This is a genomic window from Shewanella sp. SM73 (assembly GCF_025653795.1).
GTDB classification, from domain to species: domain Bacteria; phylum Pseudomonadota; class Gammaproteobacteria; order Enterobacterales; family Shewanellaceae; genus Shewanella; species Shewanella oncorhynchi.
Window position 1 is genome coordinate 553,729 of the sequence record NZ_JAKKRY010000001.1, and the last position, 17,312, is coordinate 571,040.

General features: G+C 39.4%; 14 protein-coding genes. 12 read left to right on the top strand and 2 right to left on the bottom strand.

Annotated elements, in window-relative coordinates:
• Positions 1-428 precede the first annotated feature (428 nt).
• The 11 genes from L5M51_RS02430 to L5M51_RS02480 all read left to right on the top strand — a co-directional run bounded on the left by L5M51_RS02430 (position 429) and on the right by L5M51_RS02480 (position 12,015).
• Positions 429-2,774 (top strand): hypothetical protein, encoded by a 2,346-nt coding sequence (locus L5M51_RS02430; protein ID WP_263171427.1) that lies wholly within the window; start codon positions 429-431, stop codon positions 2,772-2,774.
• A gap of 648 nt (positions 2,775-3,422) precedes the next feature.
• The gene (locus tag L5M51_RS02435; RefSeq protein WP_263171428.1) at positions 3,423-4,376 is read left to right on the top strand and encodes a hypothetical protein; all 954 of its coding nucleotides are present in this window, start codon (positions 3,423-3,425) and stop codon (positions 4,374-4,376) included.
• Between the two features lie 5 nt (positions 4,377-4,381).
• Complete coding sequence (locus L5M51_RS02440; protein ID WP_263171430.1) at positions 4,382-5,437, top strand: hypothetical protein; 1,056 nt, start codon at positions 4,382-4,384, stop codon at positions 5,435-5,437.
• A 2-nt stretch (positions 5,438-5,439) separates the two neighbouring features.
• On the top strand, positions 5,440-5,940 hold the full coding sequence (locus L5M51_RS02445) for a hypothetical protein (protein WP_219233626.1): 501 nt from the start codon (positions 5,440-5,442) through the stop codon (positions 5,938-5,940).
• Between the two features lie 249 nt (positions 5,941-6,189).
• Positions 6,190-7,662, top strand: a complete 1,473-nt coding sequence (locus tag L5M51_RS02450) for a caspase domain-containing protein (RefSeq protein ID WP_263171453.1) — start codon at positions 6,190-6,192, stop codon at positions 7,660-7,662.
• 493 nt (positions 7,663-8,155) lie between these two features.
• On the top strand, positions 8,156-8,386 hold the full coding sequence (locus L5M51_RS02455; RefSeq protein WP_219233624.1) for a hypothetical protein: 231 nt from the start codon (positions 8,156-8,158) through the stop codon (positions 8,384-8,386).
• Between the two features lie 384 nt (positions 8,387-8,770).
• Positions 8,771-9,340: an SOS response-associated peptidase gene (locus L5M51_RS02460; protein WP_263171456.1), complete on the top strand. Its 570-nt coding sequence runs from the start codon at positions 8,771-8,773 to the stop codon at positions 9,338-9,340.
• A 102-nt stretch (positions 9,341-9,442) separates the two neighbouring features.
• Positions 9,443-9,823 carry a hypothetical protein gene (locus L5M51_RS02465; RefSeq protein WP_219233623.1) on the top strand — a complete coding sequence of 127 codons (381 nt, stop codon included), beginning with the start codon at positions 9,443-9,445 and terminating at the stop codon, positions 9,821-9,823.
• A gap of 118 nt (positions 9,824-9,941) precedes the next feature.
• Entirely contained in the window at positions 9,942-10,370 is a 429-nt protein-coding gene (locus tag L5M51_RS02470; RefSeq protein WP_219233763.1) for a LexA family protein, read from the top strand.
• Positions 10,358-11,614: a Y-family DNA polymerase gene (locus L5M51_RS02475; RefSeq protein WP_263171458.1), complete on the top strand. Its 1,257-nt coding sequence runs from the start codon at positions 10,358-10,360 to the stop codon at positions 11,612-11,614. The genes L5M51_RS02470 and L5M51_RS02475 overlap by 13 nt, the downstream gene beginning before the upstream one ends.
• Before the next feature lie 125 nt (positions 11,615-11,739).
• A complete protein-coding gene (locus L5M51_RS02480; RefSeq protein ID WP_263171461.1) occupies positions 11,740-12,015 on the top strand; it encodes a transcriptional regulator in 276 nt (91 codons plus the stop codon).
• Between the two features lie 79 nt (positions 12,016-12,094).
• Here the strand turns inward: L5M51_RS02480 and L5M51_RS02485 are convergent, their stop codons facing one another.
• Positions 12,095-13,792: a hypothetical protein gene (locus L5M51_RS02485; protein WP_219233620.1), complete on the bottom strand. Its 1,698-nt coding sequence runs from the start codon at positions 13,790-13,792 to the stop codon at positions 12,095-12,097.
• Between the two features lie 139 nt (positions 13,793-13,931).
• Between L5M51_RS02485 and L5M51_RS02490 the strand changes: the two genes are divergently transcribed.
• The gene (locus tag L5M51_RS02490; protein WP_263171462.1) at positions 13,932-15,701 is read left to right on the top strand and encodes a hypothetical protein; all 1,770 of its coding nucleotides are present in this window, start codon (positions 13,932-13,934) and stop codon (positions 15,699-15,701) included.
• A gap of 192 nt (positions 15,702-15,893) precedes the next feature.
• Here L5M51_RS02490 and L5M51_RS02495 read toward each other — a convergent pair whose 3' ends face one another.
• Complete coding sequence (locus tag L5M51_RS02495) at positions 15,894-17,309, bottom strand: DEAD/DEAH box helicase (protein WP_263171467.1); 1,416 nt, start codon at positions 17,307-17,309, stop codon at positions 15,894-15,896.
• Positions 17,310-17,312 lie beyond the last annotated feature (3 nt).

Here is a 17,312-nt window from a genome sequence, read left to right on the forward strand (position 1 = left end):
TAGAAAATATAGCCTGATATACTTTACAAAAAACAATAACAAATGAACCCAATGCTCAATCTAACTTTTTAATTTAAAAGACTAGCAAGGCATGGTTTGGCTGTCTATAGCCACTGATTTTCTAGATACCTTTTAGTTAGATTAGGGTGTCTTGGCGGTTTACTCCAACAAGCTTCTGCCCCTTTTCGTGTTAGAGCAAGAATTTATACATATTCTAATAATCAAGATTTGGATTAGAAAAGCTAACTTATAAGGCAAGAGTCAAGACCTGCCCCCATTGTTTACACACTTCAGACTTAAATTCAGGAACCGACTCAATGAACGAAGCGGCTGAAGAGCTCAAAACATTTATCGAACACTTCCCTAAATCAAAGAAAAGCAGCAAAATAACAAACAGTTAAATACCGATAACCCTAGCGGGACAATGAATGGACAGACTGAGTATAACGACGCATCTAATAGCTATTCTCACCGCTTTTTCTGCTTTTACTATGCCTATCGCACTTGAGGTATTAAACCGTGTGAAGAGTCGCTATGGCTCCGCGTACTACATGGACTCAATTGAGCACATAATGGGCTTTAAAGTTCACTATCTATTCAGAGAGCTCATTGCTACCTTGATAGCTTTAATACTGTTCTCAATTTTTGTTTCATCGGTAAACGAACAGACTTTATCAAACGGGTGGGTTTTATTCTTCGAATTACTCTTTGCTCTCATAACCAGCACATTGCTAGTCAAAGAGTTCCTGTTCATAAAAACAGTCTTTCAAGCAACTCGCTCAGACAACTTGGTTACTAATCATTTAATTAATAAATTAACAGAATCAGACTCTAAAAACTCAAACCATGCCCAAGAAGTAGAATTATTAATCCAGATAACTTGTTACAACATCGAGAACACAACAATGTTTACCGATGAGTCCATTGAAAATCGACTTTTTACGATAATAGAGGAAGCATACGAGAACCAAACAAGCCTCATCAATGACGAAACCATAAAAAACTTACTCGATGGCTTGGCTGTTGCGCTCACATCGGCAAGAAAAGGCGCTAACAGAAGAGCTTACGTGTCTCTACAGCGAAACTACGCTAAGCACCTATTTTTGTTCTTCGACAGGAAAATAAAGAATTATGATGTCTTCGAAATGTATAGTGGGGAGTTTTATGAAGAAAGCATCAAGGAGCTCGACTCAGGTCACTATTGGTTGATGAGAGCTGATTTTCTTATTAGCGTGAACTTGTGGGACATCCAAAACCCACAAACAATTAACTTCATTGATAGGATTATCCGCAATCTAATAGATTTTGCTGTGAGAGAAAAACCAGAGTTAGTTCCTGAAATTATTGAACGATATCGTAATTTTATTGGTTTCGAGAGCTGCTTCTGTAGTGACTTACACAATCTCTTAACGCTTTTTGGCTCTTATAATGGTGATAACTACGAAGAAATTAAGAGCTTAATCAAAGAACATGAAGAACAAATAACTAGTGACCCCGAAGCTTATGTAGGTAATTTCATCTCGCTAGTAAATAAATCCAGTCATGATGCCCTTAAGAGTTCAACATCAATAGCTCAATATGAAAAAATCACAAAAGCTGCATTAGAATACAAACAAGAGATGATTACAGAAATAATGAAGTCAAAGGGAGCAATCGCTTCTAGAAACACGGCTCAATACGCCATAAGAGCTCTTGCCAAAGAGAGTTTGTGGGGACACATGATTAAATGCTTTGAAACTTTCAGCCCAGCCAGTTCACAAGCTAGTCGTCTAGGTTTTAACATATTGCCATGCTCATTAAGCTCAACCATCGAGCAGCTTGGTAAAACTCATGGATTTAGCTCTATTCATTCTGAAGAGCTTAACTGCTCTTACCAAAGAGCTGTACCCATCTTGGTCATGTATGCTCTTTATTGCTGGAGAATCCAAAATCCAGAGAAAAGGTTACGCGATGGCGTGAACAAAATGATTGCCTCTCTTAGCCTATGTGAGCACACAATTAAAAACATTAAAAAAATACAGTCAACCATGCACCACGTTCAGTATTTTGCCAAATCGTTTGATTACTCTCATACACTTTGTCGCCACTTCAACATTATCCATGAAGTGAAAGATTTTCATAAAGCCACGATACTTATCTTTGATGAAATCGAAAAATACCTTGCAATACAGCTTAAAAATATCATAGCTACTCAACCTCTAAGCGATGACATAAAAAACAGATATATGGGTTCGGTTGCAGCTTGTCCTGAGAATACGTTAACACGAATTCCTTTATTTGATTGCGTATCCCTTACATCATCCAAGCAAGATCCTATCGTATTTACAATGCCTACTGAAAGAAGATCAGTCTTTCTAGACAATAATGATGTTCACTATTCATTTAACGCAAGAAGTGTTATTGAAAGAATTCATAACGACATGGCAATCGAGCAAATAACCAAAAATGGCAGCCCACTAGAGACATTAAAACCATCCGACTATGACGAAAACAAAATACTGGTCATCACCAATAAGGACTGGGAAGCGTGGGCTAGAGAGAAAACCAGAACTGACCTGAATAGAATAAACAAATACTTGGTTTTTACTGGGACAGCGTTGGGTTCTTACTTCACTTACGATACCAAAGCATCCCTGCCCCTAGCCACACTATACTCACCGACAAGTAAAGGTAAGGGCTCATTACACGAACACTTAAGAAATGCCTTTGAATTCGATTTTAGAGATGAAAATGGAAAAGTAGAGATTCAGGCTAGAGCTCACGTTTATTATTAGTAAGATAATTTGGGTGATCCCCCCTCAAACGACGACGCTATTACATATATGGGCTCTCTCGCTCATTCTCGCTTCACTTACTAATAAGATTTTCAGTAAGCTTCAGCCGAATGGAATAACTCCCGATTTTATAGAGGTTCTTCAGCTGTAGGTTAGCATCAATGCGATTACAGCTATATTGAAATACCTAAGTCGCGCTAATTAATCAATTGCTAATTTAGCAAAATTACTGACTCGTTTATGTCCAGATTCGAGTCGGTGGGTTCATCGCTGGCTCATTCCTGCCCCATTCCTCGTTAGTACAATTGCCCAGTTATTTTTGTGACATCGGAATTTGCCACAAGAAATCTATTGATAAAGCATCAATTAGAGTACTGTTAGCCTTTAGCGATTGATTCTATGGTTTATTCGTTTAAATGAGAGCTAAATCGAAGTTCCATAACCCTATGAGGGATCCATTTATAGCAATTGTAGATTGTAGTAAATATGCGGCACTGTTATTCTTGTTTCAATAAAATCAGACTGTTACGCATCGCAGTCTATGGTGGTAGAGTCGAGGATGGGGTGAAGTAGCTCTTGCTTTAATTATGGATCTCTTTGTTTATTTTCGCTTTTAAAACTGCATGCTAAGTAGGTATTCTTTACATTATGGACATCAAAAAAAATCAAATTCTAGTGATCACTAGCGTCATAGATAAAACTGTAGATTACATCATTAAAAAATTCCCTCAATGTCATTTTTTCCGCTTCAATGTTGATGAATTTTCATCATACTCTGTTTCTGTCACCAATGATGGCTTCAGTATTGAGCGTAATGGAAGCTTAATCACTAGCAAAACATGCCTTTCCATCTACTTTAGAAAGCCACAACTAGAAGATTTAACCTCAGTACTTGATGTTCCTTATCATGATTTTGTCCACAAAGAATCCTATTCAGTTGTGGAGGGAATCGCTGAAATATTTGAAGGTAGAGTCTTAACTAAACCGTCAATCATGCGTAGAGCTAATAACAAAGCGTTTCAGGCTATGTTAGCGAAGCGAGTAGGCTTTAACTTGCCTCAGATGTCTATAACTAATGATGTAGCCGTATTAGCTAATTTCATAGCGACAACAAAGTCCATAGTTAAGCCAGTTGCAGTCGGCGAAGTTATTCATAATAATAAAATCAAAGAATTTGTACAAACAAACATGATCGATAGTAGCGTATCTTCGGAGTCCCTAAAATACTCACCCGTCTATTTACAACATTATCAAGATAAAGATTACGAGTTAAGAGTAACGTACGTTGGTGATACTGAATTCACAGTTAGAATTGATTCTGACAATTACATAGACTGGCGTAAACCTGATACAATTAACACATATTCAACTTACTCTCTACCAGAAAATATCTCAGCACAATGTCGTAATTTTATGAATATCGTAGGCATGCAATTTGGATGTTTCGATTTTATTGTCAAGGATGAACAGTATTATTTTTTAGAAATGAATGCTAATGGCCAATGGGGATGGTTGGAGTTTGAACTCCAACTAGACATATCACTCTCGATAGTCGAATATTTGTCCGGTCATAGCCAAACAGCTATTATTTCAAGTAGGTAATGACAATGTCTCAAAGTACTTGGCGTGAGAGGAATAGTTTTGTATATGGATTGTGCTTCTTACTTAACTTATTGCCAATTTTCAATGTTTCAGTAGATAGCAATTTTGGAACTATGAACAAAAATGGGAAGCTGCGATTTTCATTGGTTTGTTTACTTTTGGGGGATCAGAATTGGTATTTTATTACGTTTTATGATGGTAAATTATTTTTTTACAAAAAATTAAGATTATCGGACGTTATTAAGCATTACGATACTAAAAATTGGGATGTCGACGGTTATAAATTTGACGAATTTCGGCTTAAATTAAATAACTCGGAGAAAAACTCGATCTACAAAGAGTTTCTTCAGAACAGAATAAGTGAAAGTGAACGTTCAATAGATACATCTAACAGTAAAGTGAACACTTATCTGACCGTGTTGTCTATCATAGCTAGTTTTTATATTTTTAGTTTGAAATCTGTAATCACCACTTTAGATATCAACACTATTACAATCCTATCTGCATTTATATGCTTGTTTAGTGGGATTTTGATGATGTACTTATTTGGGCTAGGAATGCTGATTCGACATTACCTATCAGTAAAGAGCTATATATCTCCCAGTTTCAGTGACATTATGAATAGTGCTACAAATAAAAAATTTATCCGTATTATTTTCCAAACTTCAAAATCTAAAGCGGAGTACAGTCGGCATCAAACAACTATAGTTCTTAATATTCAGAATTATTTTTGGAAGAGTCTTATACTAACCATTATATTACTAATTGCAATCTCCTTAATACCAAAAGAAGACTTAAAGAAAAAATCAAATGCTAGTATTTATGCAGAAAATATGATTCTATTGAATAGACAAGGTATTATCGATGCAAAAGACCTTTCTAGCTTGGTTGGTGCATACGAACAGGGACAAGAATATAGGTTAATAGCTTGCAATGAGTCCGATGCTTTAGCATTAAGTAAAGTACTTGTAGAATTCAATGTAAAACATATTGAAACTCAGAAGCTGTCTAACTGCGATATTAAAAGTAGAATAGTATTAGCAATAACTAAAGAGAAATAACAATGAAACCCTATGTGATGCAATACAGTGAGCAAGTCAAAATTTTACCGTTGATCCCAACAGAATCAACATTAAAGACATTCAGCATTGAGTCAACTGACACTGATGTGATGTCTTTACGGGACGTTACAATGCAGACAAACACTCATGAGTCAGCGGATAACGATTTATTTCTGAAAGATGGTTCAGAAAATAGAGGCATATTACCTTCGGTACACGTAGTGACATCAGAATTCAATGTTAAAGGTATTTTTATGTCGACTTTAGAAAGCAAAATAATAGAACAATCAGACACCGATCAGCTAGCTTTATATACAGAGGCAACGATTATCACAAGAACACTTGAAAACTCCGATACAGATGACATGAATTTGATGGACGTTTCTACTTTTACTGAGTCTATTGAACCTGTTGATGCTGGACTGGAACTGACTGCACTGGATACGTCTCAACTGACTGAAGCAATAGAAGGTAGCGATCCTGACAATCTTTTTCTCAATTAAATATCTTTGTAAGTAATGTATGTCCAAAAATGAGCTTGTGAATCATTCTGCACCAGAGTGATTCAATGAATCAGACTTGCCTAGTCTGGTTCATGTGCCACTATTGCCTCAGATGCAGCTCTTATGACTGTTTATGGTTCTTATTTATGCCATTTTAACTCGGACAAGCTTTAGATAAACCGAAAGTGCACTATGTTGTTGATCTAAAATGGATGGCCGGATTTTTCCTTTTCTGGGTAAAGAGAAAATATGAACAGAAGAATGGTTTCACTCGTTGTTGGTAATGGAAATTACCCTGATGATGGTGCAAAGTTAAAAAATGCAGTGAATGATGCAAATGATATATCACAAGTTTTATTAGATCTGGGTTTTACAGTTATAAAAAAAACAGATTGCACTAACCTTGAGCTAGACAGAGCAATTTCATCATTTCGTGACGGATTGAATGGGAATGACGTAGGACTATTCTATTTTGCAGGTCATGGTATGCAGATTGATGGTGAGAACTACATCACTTGTATTGATACCCAATTTGATGATGAACCGGCTGCGAAATGGACCTCGTATCCGCTAAACAGACTCATAGATACTATGGACTCGTGCTCGAATAAAACTAACATCATAATATTGGATGCATGTCGAAATAATCCATATGAAAGAAGTTGGAGTCGCTCAATCTTAGCTAGTAATTTAGCACCGATGTTTGCACCTAAAGGTACTCTAATAGCATATTCTACCTCCCCAGGTGAAAAAGCATCGGATGGATTAGGTGATAATGGTGCGTACACTGACGCTTTATTAAAACATATCAGCAAGCCAGATATTACTATTGAAGATGTCTTCAAAAAAGTGAGGAACTCCCTTTCTGTACTGACTGACGGTAAGCAAACATCTTGGGAGCACACATCTTTAACTGGTGATTTTTACTTTAACTTAAGTTTAGGTAACCGGATCGACAAATATACGAACCTAGCAATACGCGATGAACTTTTTACGCTTGATATGACCAATCAATGTCACAGAATTATTAGTGAGTTGAGAGTTCATAACTGGTATAGCCAAAACCCTGCTATTTCTAAAATATCAGTGCAGTTAGTTAATTCTGCAGATGATAGCTCCCTGTTTGTTTTGGGGCGAAATATTTATCAATCTGCATGTGGAGATTCTAGTAATGCTGTGAGTTTTATTCGAGATTTTCGTAGCAATCTTTCGCGAGCATCTTTAGATAAGAAAATTTGTATAATCGAGGGCATGTTATTCGAGGTTTTCTTTAATTCTAAAGGAGATTTCAGAGATTCGTTTAAAGTGGCGATGTTCAATCAGCTATTTGAACTTCAACAATACCCTGATTATAAACCTGCTTTTGATTTTATATCTGAGTTGCTTTTACCATTTCACAATAGTTTTTATGTCATACCAGGAAAACCTATAACAGATGCCTCTGTTGAATTGGGCGCTGTTCTAGCAACAGGATCTGCGAATGTAGTCGTTAACAGTGTGCATTTTGATGGTGAGAACATACTGCGGGGAGAAACTGGATTTGAGCGCTACTTGATCAATGGTCAGATGATGCATGACTCTTTAACTTATGAAGAGTTGCTCAATAAATTATCTATCGAAATGATGATTCCAAAGCGATACATTGCAATACAATCAAACATAGCCATTGATAGCTCCACACGTATTGAGTTTCCATATAGACACACTGTAAAACGCAGTTAACAAACGGCTCAATAGGGACTGTCAACGCTTGGCTTTTCCTATCCCATTGAACCGCGGTTGTTGTGTTTGAGTTTAGTATTATGCGTGCAGCCTTTAGGCGGGTGTTAATCCATAGAAATATTAATCCGAAACCAACGGCTTAGAGTAAAATATCTAACAAGGTTTTGTCCCAAAATGAGCCAATGGATCATTCTAGGACAGAGTGATTCGACAAAGCCTCTAAAAGTAGCTTTAGAGCTACTTTTCCGGATATTCGGGGCGTTTTTTTCTTTTAAGATTAATCAAATCACCAAAGGACATATTCAAAACTATGTTGGAATTTTCGTCGGAAATCCCAGATTGTTCCGTCTGGCCGCTGTTGACTATAAAGGGTAATCCTTCTAGAAATTAACAGTGGCTTTTTACACTAGTCTTACTTGCACTCAGGTAGAACTTTGCTATCGTCATATTGATAATGGTGTTGTTATCTCAGCAGGCTAGGGAAGGCTAAGCGATGAAATTCAGACCTGTATTTGTCCTCGTCACGACAGTTGCGTTAACTATTTTTGGTTATGCTGTCATGTTTTTATACTACCTAATGCAGCCACAATGTATTGATGACTTATCTGAAATCTCCGAGTTTGTGTTGCTCAGTGCTGGTCAGGGCAATACTGCTCCAATGCACTTCAATATTGCCTTCGATAAAGAGAAGAACCAATGGTGCTATGTAGAGGTTGTTCAATAGCTCTTACTAGCTAGTATTCTTCGATTACAATGACTGTATATGTCAACAGTAGTCTATTGCTATGTGTTATCCCTATTTCTGCTCGTGTAGAGTGTTTATAGCTTATGTTCTAGGGGACTCGATGCAAGATATTGGCATCTTTAATGATGCTATTCTCATAGTTGTCTAGCGAAATAGTGGCGATTCAGCACTTGAAAGCACTCTTGGCATAGAAAAAGTTATCTGAAAAGTTCAGTATTGCACAATACTCATAACTCGGAAATGTCCCTATTGAAATAGACATTTCTTGTGGTATGAGTTCGGTGTCTTGTTTTGAGAATCACTTGAAGAAGCCGCCTGAATTGATATTTAATAAATAAATCATTTGGGTTTGGAGCTTACTTGATGTGCGGACGCTTAACTATTGATGGTTTGGTATTGGCTGATCGGGTATCTGCACAATTTGGAATTCCATACAATCCTCAAACGAATTTAGACCTAAGGCCTACAGAACAAGTCACTGTTGTAGGGCTGGTCAATGATCAACTGGCTTCAATCCATTGCACCTGGGGAATTAAACCTAATTGGTCTAAGTCTCTGCTAATCAATGCTCAAGTTGAAACCGTAAGAGAAAAGAAAACCTTCGCTAATGCGTTTGCGCACCATCGCTGTGTTGTTCCATGTTCTGGATGGTATGAGTGGCGTGACGAAGGTGGTAAGCGAAAGCAAAAATACTTGTTTAGTCATGCAGAGGAACAGCCATTGTATATGGCGGGGATCTTATTCCCGTCCAATGATGGTGCCCAACTGGTTACCCTCACCACTGCGTCAACAGCACAATGCAGCCAATATCACAACCGAATGCCGCTATTGATTGCACCATCAGATATCGACTTCTGGTACAAATTCGATAGCATTCAGCTTGAGCCATTGCTACACCATCCAGAACAATTACCTATAGCAATTCATTCTTAATGCCAGCGAATAAATTTTGATTGTTATTGACTATGTGCATGCTGTTAACTAGGTTTGCTGGGTCAAATTTATCGATAATAGATGTATTGTAAGGGCGTACCTATGGAGCATAAGGTTTTACACGTAAAAGCATTTTTCAAAAAAATGGGGCCAGAAGGGGACCATCCTGTTTATAAAGACTTAGATAAAAGTGCTCAGATAAACGACCCTTGGACAAACAAGAAAGTAGTCGTCGCGGAACTCGCCAAGATCACTCAATATTCTGACTGTGAAGTCGATAGTGAACGTTTATCTAGTGATTTGGAGCTTGCTCTAACTGAGTTAACAAATGCTGGATACATGCTTAAAGAAATAGTGCCAATCACTTCAGGAAAGTACCACTCCGAGGTTTACTCATCCTTGTTAGGTAAAAATGCATACCCATTTGCTTATGGGTACTCATATACAGACAGTTTGATTGTAGTAGGCCAAAAGGTTGACTAGGGTTCACTGCAATCTTTATCAGTTCAAATCAGATAACTGATAAGTAAATCATCTAAAGTTTGCTAACAACTTCGCTAGCGCTATAATGACTGTATTTATATACAGTAATGGTGGCGCTATGCGTGTTTACCCTTTTATACCTGTTCCTGCTCGTGCTGGAGTTCACGGCTTTGAAAACCCAGCAGCCGAATACACACAACTGGGTTTAAGTCTCGATGAGCTATTAGTGCAACATCCGAGCGCTACTTATATAGGTTTAGCGCAAGGGGAATCAATGCAAGGGGTTGGCATCTTTGATGGTGACGTACTCATTGTGGATAGGCATGTTACAGCGCAACAAGGTGACGTTATCGTTGCAACTCTGAACGGTGAGTTTGTATGTAAAATCTACGACAAAACCCGAAAATTGCTTTTATCGTCTAATGAACAACAGCAAGCCGTTGAGGTTAAAGATTACGATGACTTCCGTATAGAAGGGGTTGTAACTCGGTCTGTGAGGCTGCACACCCATTGCTCTATATTGGTGTCACAACTATGTATGCCTTAGTTGATGCTAACTCATTTTATTGCTCTGCAGAGCAGGTATTTAGGCCTGATTGGCGTGGTAAGCCAATGATTGTGTTGAGCAACAATGACGGCTGCATCGTAGCGGCAAACAAGCAAGCGAAAGAACGGGGTGTGCCTAAGTTTGCACCATACTTTCAGGTCAAAGACCTGTGTACGAAATTAGGCGTCATTGTTTGTTCAAGTAACTATGAACTCTATGCTGATTTATCCGCAAAGATGATGAATATCATTGGCCGATTTGCACCAGAGCAGCACGTCTATTCGATTGATGAAAGCTTTCTCTCCTTTAAAAATTGTTACCCCGCCATTAAGTGCTTACAAACCCAAGGCCAGTTGATTCGAAAAGCAGTTTGGAAAGAAACACGTTTACCGGTTTGTGTCGGCATAGGCTCAACACTCACACTGGCTAAAGCGGCCAATCACGCGGCAAAGAAGTTACCTGGCTATCATGGTGTGTGTGTTATTGATAATGAACAAGACAGGATTTCAATTTTACAATCAATGAATGTGAATGATGTCTGGGGTATTGGGCGCAGGATAAGCAAAAAACTTGAATTGATGAACGTCAAGACCGCCTATGACTTAGCAAAAATCCCTGCAGGTTTAGCTCGGAAGCAATTTAGTATTGAAATAGAACGCACTGTACGTGAACTCAATGGGCAAGCGTGCAAAGTGTGGGACGAGGCGAGGGCAGATAAGAAGCAAATATTCTCAACTCGTAGTGTGGGCGAGCGTATTACCGAGTATGAAGATTTACTGCAAGCCTTAAGTAAACATGTGGCGATTGCCGCAGCGAAAGCGCGCAAGCAAGGTTCAAGCTGTAAAACAATGTTGTTGTTTGCCAGCAATTCTCCCTACGATGAACGCCCAACAGGCTTTAAGACCTTAGTGCACTTTGCTTGTGCCACCGATTGCAGCATTGAACTTACTCAAGGCATGACACAAGCAGCATCTCAACTTTTCCGTGCAGGCGTACGTTATTATAAAGTCGGTGTAGGTCTGATTGATTTAGTTAGCACCCAGCATGGCCAGTTAGATTTATTCAATGTTTCAAAAGCTAAACCAGCGTTAATGAAGACTCTTGATGGCATCAATCAACGTTATGGCACAGATACCTTATTCATTGCCGCCCAAGGTATCGAGCAAAAATGGGCCATGCGCCGTGATCTACTCACACCGCAATACACGACTAAGTGGAAATGTCTGCCAGAGATAAAGTGCTGATATCCGGCAGTAGATGGAGTAACACGTTTATGCCTCAAAGCGTGTCAGTATAGCTTAGACCCAATTTTTAGTCATACTACAGAGTGGCTACTGTAACTATGACTATTCGAATAGAGGAATTGATAATGAAGAATACTAAAATCAATATATTGCTCTCAAAATGTGACGCTACCGCACCACTATCTGATGACTTAGCGGCAAGGATTGATTCTCCTTCTGTCGGGAATGAGATTATTACTTATTGCGAAGAGACGCCTCTGAGTTCTGATGATGAGTATCGTGCAGCTTTAAAGAAAATTGAAGGATTGTTTGATGCAATACCTAATACCGCTGAAGGTTCCGAGCTTGAAAAATGGATTTCATTAGTTGAATCATATGAAAATGAACACTTCCCAATGTAACTCACTGTTGCCCCTAAATGAGTTTCAGCCACTCAAGTTCGGGATTAGATTTGCTAGGCTCATGTGAATAGCTCTACCTTCAAATATTTTGAGTACCTGTTTTGTCTTGCTGATGCTCTTCTAAAGCATTGAAGATGACACAGAGTGATTCATGGCATCTTTCGCAGAGGTCATTGAAGTGGTTTCTAAGTGAACCAAAGTCCTTGATAGCATCTAGTCTGATTTGCTCAGCGGTTTGTCCTGAAATATGTCCTTTGAGGAAGCTTCTCAGATTATGAGCATCATGCCAAGGAGTAAGGACGCTGCGTGCATGTTCTGCATCAAAACCACACCCCAAGAGACACAATTCAACTAGTTTCAATTCTCTATCTTTATCCAGTGGATTTTGACCTAGCGTCTTCGCTTTAGTTTTCAATTGTTTCTTGACTAGGCCTTCGACTAATACCTGATCCAACCTCAAAATCTCCTCTTTCCACTCATCGACAGACTTTGAATAAACAGAGTGGAGTGATTGCTTCACAACACGGTTTTTCATTCTCCACCAAGTTGTACCTTTGGAATCAAGCTCATCCAATTTTCGTTTGAGATCTTCAACTGGGTTACAAACTTTAAACCAATTTCCCTTAAAGTCTGTTTCTAAAGATCTCTCTGAAATAGGAGCTTTAGGCTTCTCATTATATTGCTTCCAGTGCAATTGTTCTGAGTATGGCAGTTTCTGTAGATCGCCTAGATAAGTATGGATTTGACCAGCTTCATTAATGTCGTAGCTCTTTAAATACCAACCAGCTCTAGATGTTATTGATCTTTCCTCTAAGGTGTATTTATCAGTGTCGGACTTGTATTTGAGAATAACTTCAGCATTGAAGAATGCCGGACTTAATTCAAAGGCTTTATCTGAGTCTGTAAAGTAATTATCAATAGCGGATGGCGCACACGATATCTCTTCAACACGCTTGTTCTTCCAATCTTGAGCAATGAAAGTGGCATACAGCTGTTCTTCTGGCGTGTCATCCTCCTTATCTTCATGTCTCGGCGCAAATGCTTGAACGCCTCTGAAATAGCTAGCATTAGAGATGACTTTGCGTTTACCAAAGACACCTTGTTCAGCCACGACTTCTTCTGGTGACGAGCCCCAACTAGTAAAATTTGCGTAGTCAATTCTATCAACATCAAATAACCTTACTACTGCTGTTTCGGTTAGATAGCAGTACTCTGCTAATGCGCTGAATCTAATCGAAACTACAGTGCCGTACTCTTCCCCTTCTTGCTCCAACTCATGAATTTTGATGATTTCGTCGATATCACCATTTTTATCAAGTTTGCACCAAGAATTCAGTTCATGCATGTAGTGCAAATCTATCACTTGCAAGAACTTTTCAGAGATCTCTATGTAGTTCTCGCGCCCTCTTACACCGTGAAAAGAACGCTTAAATATGAGAGGCTCACCTTTGCTCAGAACATTAGGTTTACAATCTTCTAGTGGTGGTTCGACCCACGGTTTTTCACGACCGCCACCGCTACAAACTGACCATCCCGTATTGTTGTAATCCCAAGAAGTCATCTCATGAGGATCTGTTTCAAACAGTTCATTTTTAGGCACAAGAACAGTATTCAGGAGCATGGTCTTGGCTGATGCATGAAGAATGATGTCATCGTCACTTGCATCATTAACTAAAAAGTCTACGACATCTTTCCGAGATACCCACTCTGGAAAGTCTTCCGTTCTAGAGGGCATTGTAAAAAAATTGATAAGACTACCAAGACAACAAACATCCATTGAAACAATCCTCATACAGGGCTTATGATGCCTAAAAGATACCATTCCACTATGCACATACTTAGAGGCTGTTGCAATTAGTGTCCTGATTACAGATCTAGCCGTGCACATATGAGTAATCAAAATCGGATTGATAACCATGAATTTTAATTATCTTGAATCGTTCCCTCTGTCGGAATCCATTTTGCCACATAGACTAAAAGAGTTACTGAAGCCTGTAGGCCTATCTCCTGATTTACGTGTTGAGGTCGCTTGCATGCAGGAGACTGATCTTTATGGACAACATGCAGAACATTTGCACCTTCAGATGGCTGTTGTTCCTGAGGGTAACGATGGCCCAATTGAAGTCTTGAAAGAGGCAGGTGACGGCGTTGTAGCTTTCTCTGTCCCCTTTGGTGAAAAAAAGGCAGTATCTGCTCAATTCAGTCCTTCAATCTCTGGATATGATTACATAGTTGCGGCTTGGGGAGACACTTCCTTTTACACTTTTAGCCTCGCTGAAAAGGTTTGGATGACTCTTGGTCTCACACCTCGCTGCATCGGTAATGATGAACAGCGACTCATATATGACGCCCTAAACCTACCAGAATTTGACGTCGCGGAGGGGGAAGTATCAAGCGAATATCAAGGTCACTTGAAGCGCAATGTATGCTGGAAAATGTCCAATGAATATCTCCGCCGTTATTTGTGGCTTCGTGGTGCTAAAGGAGTGCGGGTTTTCTTCTATGAAGCTCAATTAGAAGATACTCCAGAATTGCGAAAATCATTGAATGGTAATTCTCATGTTGTATTAAAACCAGATGAAGGCCCTGAATGGTATGAGTTAGATCTCCGAGAACACAAAGGCGGGATTCTCCTTCAGCTCTGGGCTTCGGTTGAAGCCGTTTTACCTGAACTGTGTTTGGAGCAAGATGCAGAAACCTTGCTCTGGGCTGATGACAAAGAGCCTATGACACATGCTAGGGCAAATGCACTTATGGCTAACTACAATATCTACTTGGATGATCGCTTCCTCGAAAAATATGAGCAAAGTAACTTCTATGACACCACACCCATAAACATCTATGGACAATGGTGGAGTTCACCTTCATATAAAGGGCAGTGGAGTTTTACAGAATGCCAACGAGTTGGGAGAAACTTAATCCGAGTACCCATTCGTGAACTATATAAAGCCAAGCCTGATAGAGAAATTGTTCACGCGAATAATTATGAGGTAAAGCCAGAAGTTGTTGAACAATTAAATCTAGACGAAGAGCATATTGCAATAAAGGTACAAAGACTTCTAGAAGGCCTTATACGTTTAGGAGAAGGGTTGTCAGCGCTAGGAGAGGCTACTGGGCAACTTTATGCACCTGAAGACCTAACAGGTTTTAGTCAACAAGAAGTTGATGCGAATGGATGGTTGCATTACCCGTCTCTTGTACGACTAGCTCAGGTCGCGCCACTAGACATGACACAACAGGTATTCTTGGCTCGTTGTAAGAGTCTTCATGAGATTCTCCAAAAAATCCCAAATGGTTTTCTCAAGTCACTTCTTCGCCATGCCGGTTGTCCAAGCGCTGACGTGAAGAATCTAGGAAGTTTAAAGTTGATTCAAAGTCTTTTAAACATACTCGAATTTTTGAACGAACAGCATGAAACTATTGATTGCTTTACATCAGAAAACGAACCCGAAGGTTGGAAAAAACGCAATGCCACACTAGAGGCGCTGTTCTTGAATAACGACCTTAGGATCGCTGATGCCCATGATGCAGTTAAGAAGTGTATCGATACTCTGCAAGATCTTGGGTTTGATACCGCCAGCTTGAGCGTCGGCTATGGAAGAGCTTTTGACTTTGTTATAGATGCTGTCAGTGAATCGATTAGCTGTATTGCCACTCACATTGAGCAACTGCTAAAGCGACATTAATTGCTTCTCGGATTAAAAGCTGAACTGAACCACTATACTTTTCCTAATCTAATCGATTGGAGATAGAGCAAAAGCTCTAGCTCATTTATGCCCAAAAGCTTTCTAGTTGTGAATCACTTTGAACTTTATGGTGCCACCATAAAGCTCAAAGTGTTGAGGAAAGTGGTGGCACCACAATTCAGAGGATTGGCTTTAAAAAGGTGAGTTAAAAGTTGAGACAACTTTTTCTCTAAAACCACCTAAAAGTTCAAATGATAATGATGTTGGTGTACCTAAAATATGCCGCGATGAAAGCTCTATAGAATACGATGGTGTCTGTGTATCGATTGACAGCCTGCCAATATTGAGAATGTTGCTGTTAGTAGGTGGCATCGTTTTCACTGTCATATCATATGGTTGGGGCAACTCTTGTTTGATCTTAATCTCAATGGGCTCGCTAAATATCACTGGGATATCCGGTATTTCTTCAGCTATACGACTGGCAAATTCTACAAGTTTTGGTTCAGCAAAGGTGTATAGCCAAGCTTGCTGATTAAGCGAATCATTAGTGCGTAAAATACGACCTAAAACCTGTCTAAAGTAAAGCTCAGTTTTTACTCGACTAAGGTGGCAACAAACCTGCAGGCGAGGGATATCAGTTCCCTCACTTATCATGCCTACACTCACGATCCAGTTAGTTGTGCTGTTTCTGAATTCATTAATCTTGGCAGATGGATCATCCTCTTTGTAGGTAACTATCTGAGCTGTTTCATTAAACTCTGTTTTGAGTGTCTTCAAGATATCCGCAGCGTGAGATACAGATGATGCGACAATAAGTCCGGCGGCATTAGGGTTGGACTGTTTTATGGCTCTTAACTTGTTTGTTGCTAACGCTAAGATATGTTGAATCGCCTCATGATTCTCGATGATCGACTGATAAGGGATTGATGAGCTTTTCAATAACTCATCCAAAGAGCCATAAGTCTTTGTTTCGTTTTCTTCGTCTGTAACTAAAATTTTGTCGTTATCAATTAGTACAATGTGAGGGCTGCGGCATACACCATCGGCAACTGCTTCCTTAAGGCCATAAACATAGTCACATTGAATTAGGTTATCTGGATCCGTGTATCGAGATAAAACAATCGGTGCTTGGTCCGAGCGCCAAGGCGTGCCCGTTAACGCTAGGGTGTACTGCGCTTGGGTCTGTATGTTGAGTAGGATTTCTTCCCCCCATACGTTTGCATCTTCAAGAGAGCTCCCTGCACAATGATGGATCTCATCAAAGATGACGAGGACTCGATTTTTTCTCAATAATTGCCAAAAATCCTCTTTAAAAGCCAACATTCCTTGGTAAGTATAAGAGCAACCAACTGAACCTATCACGCCATCAAATCTGCACTCCAGACGATTGGAAAATGTCTGTTTCATCCCTTGAGAGATATTCACTGATGGAGAGAAGCACAACACAAAATCGATTAGACCATCCTCAAATAGTCTCGCAGCAACTTCGGCGGCCATAATTGATTTGCCTGCACCAGGTGTTGCTAAGCAAAGGAAATGTTTGTGAGCACCATAAAAGTGCCTTAGAGCGCGTTTGACGCACTCAGATTGCCATTGTCTAAGTTGCATTGA

Coding starts and splice junctions, on each gene's coding strand:
- L5M51_RS02430 (WP_263171427.1), top strand. CDS start 429: ATGGACAGACTGAGTATAACGACGCATCTAATAGCTATTCTCACCGCT.
- L5M51_RS02435 (WP_263171428.1), top strand. CDS start 3,423: ATGGACATCAAAAAAAATCAAATTCTAGTGATCACTAGCGTCATAGAT.
- L5M51_RS02440 (WP_263171430.1), top strand. CDS start 4,382: ATGTCTCAAAGTACTTGGCGTGAGAGGAATAGTTTTGTATATGGATTG.
- L5M51_RS02445 (WP_219233626.1), top strand. CDS start 5,440: ATGAAACCCTATGTGATGCAATACAGTGAGCAAGTCAAAATTTTACCG.
- L5M51_RS02450 (WP_263171453.1), top strand. CDS start 6,190: ATGAACAGAAGAATGGTTTCACTCGTTGTTGGTAATGGAAATTACCCT.
- L5M51_RS02455 (WP_219233624.1), top strand. CDS start 8,156: ATGAAATTCAGACCTGTATTTGTCCTCGTCACGACAGTTGCGTTAACT.
- L5M51_RS02460 (WP_263171456.1), top strand. CDS start 8,771: ATGTGCGGACGCTTAACTATTGATGGTTTGGTATTGGCTGATCGGGTA.
- L5M51_RS02465 (WP_219233623.1), top strand. CDS start 9,443: ATGGAGCATAAGGTTTTACACGTAAAAGCATTTTTCAAAAAAATGGGG.
- L5M51_RS02470 (WP_219233763.1), top strand. CDS start 9,942: ATGCGTGTTTACCCTTTTATACCTGTTCCTGCTCGTGCTGGAGTTCAC.
- L5M51_RS02475 (WP_263171458.1), top strand. CDS start 10,358: ATGTATGCCTTAGTTGATGCTAACTCATTTTATTGCTCTGCAGAGCAG.
- L5M51_RS02480 (WP_263171461.1), top strand. CDS start 11,740: ATGAAGAATACTAAAATCAATATATTGCTCTCAAAATGTGACGCTACC.
- L5M51_RS02485 (WP_219233620.1), bottom strand. CDS start 13,792: ATGGATGTTTGTTGTCTTGGTAGTCTTATCAATTTTTTTACAATGCCC.
- L5M51_RS02490 (WP_263171462.1), top strand. CDS start 13,932: ATGAATTTTAATTATCTTGAATCGTTCCCTCTGTCGGAATCCATTTTG.
- L5M51_RS02495 (WP_263171467.1), bottom strand. CDS start 17,309: ATGCAACTTAGACAATGGCAATCTGAGTGCGTCAAACGCGCTCTAAGG.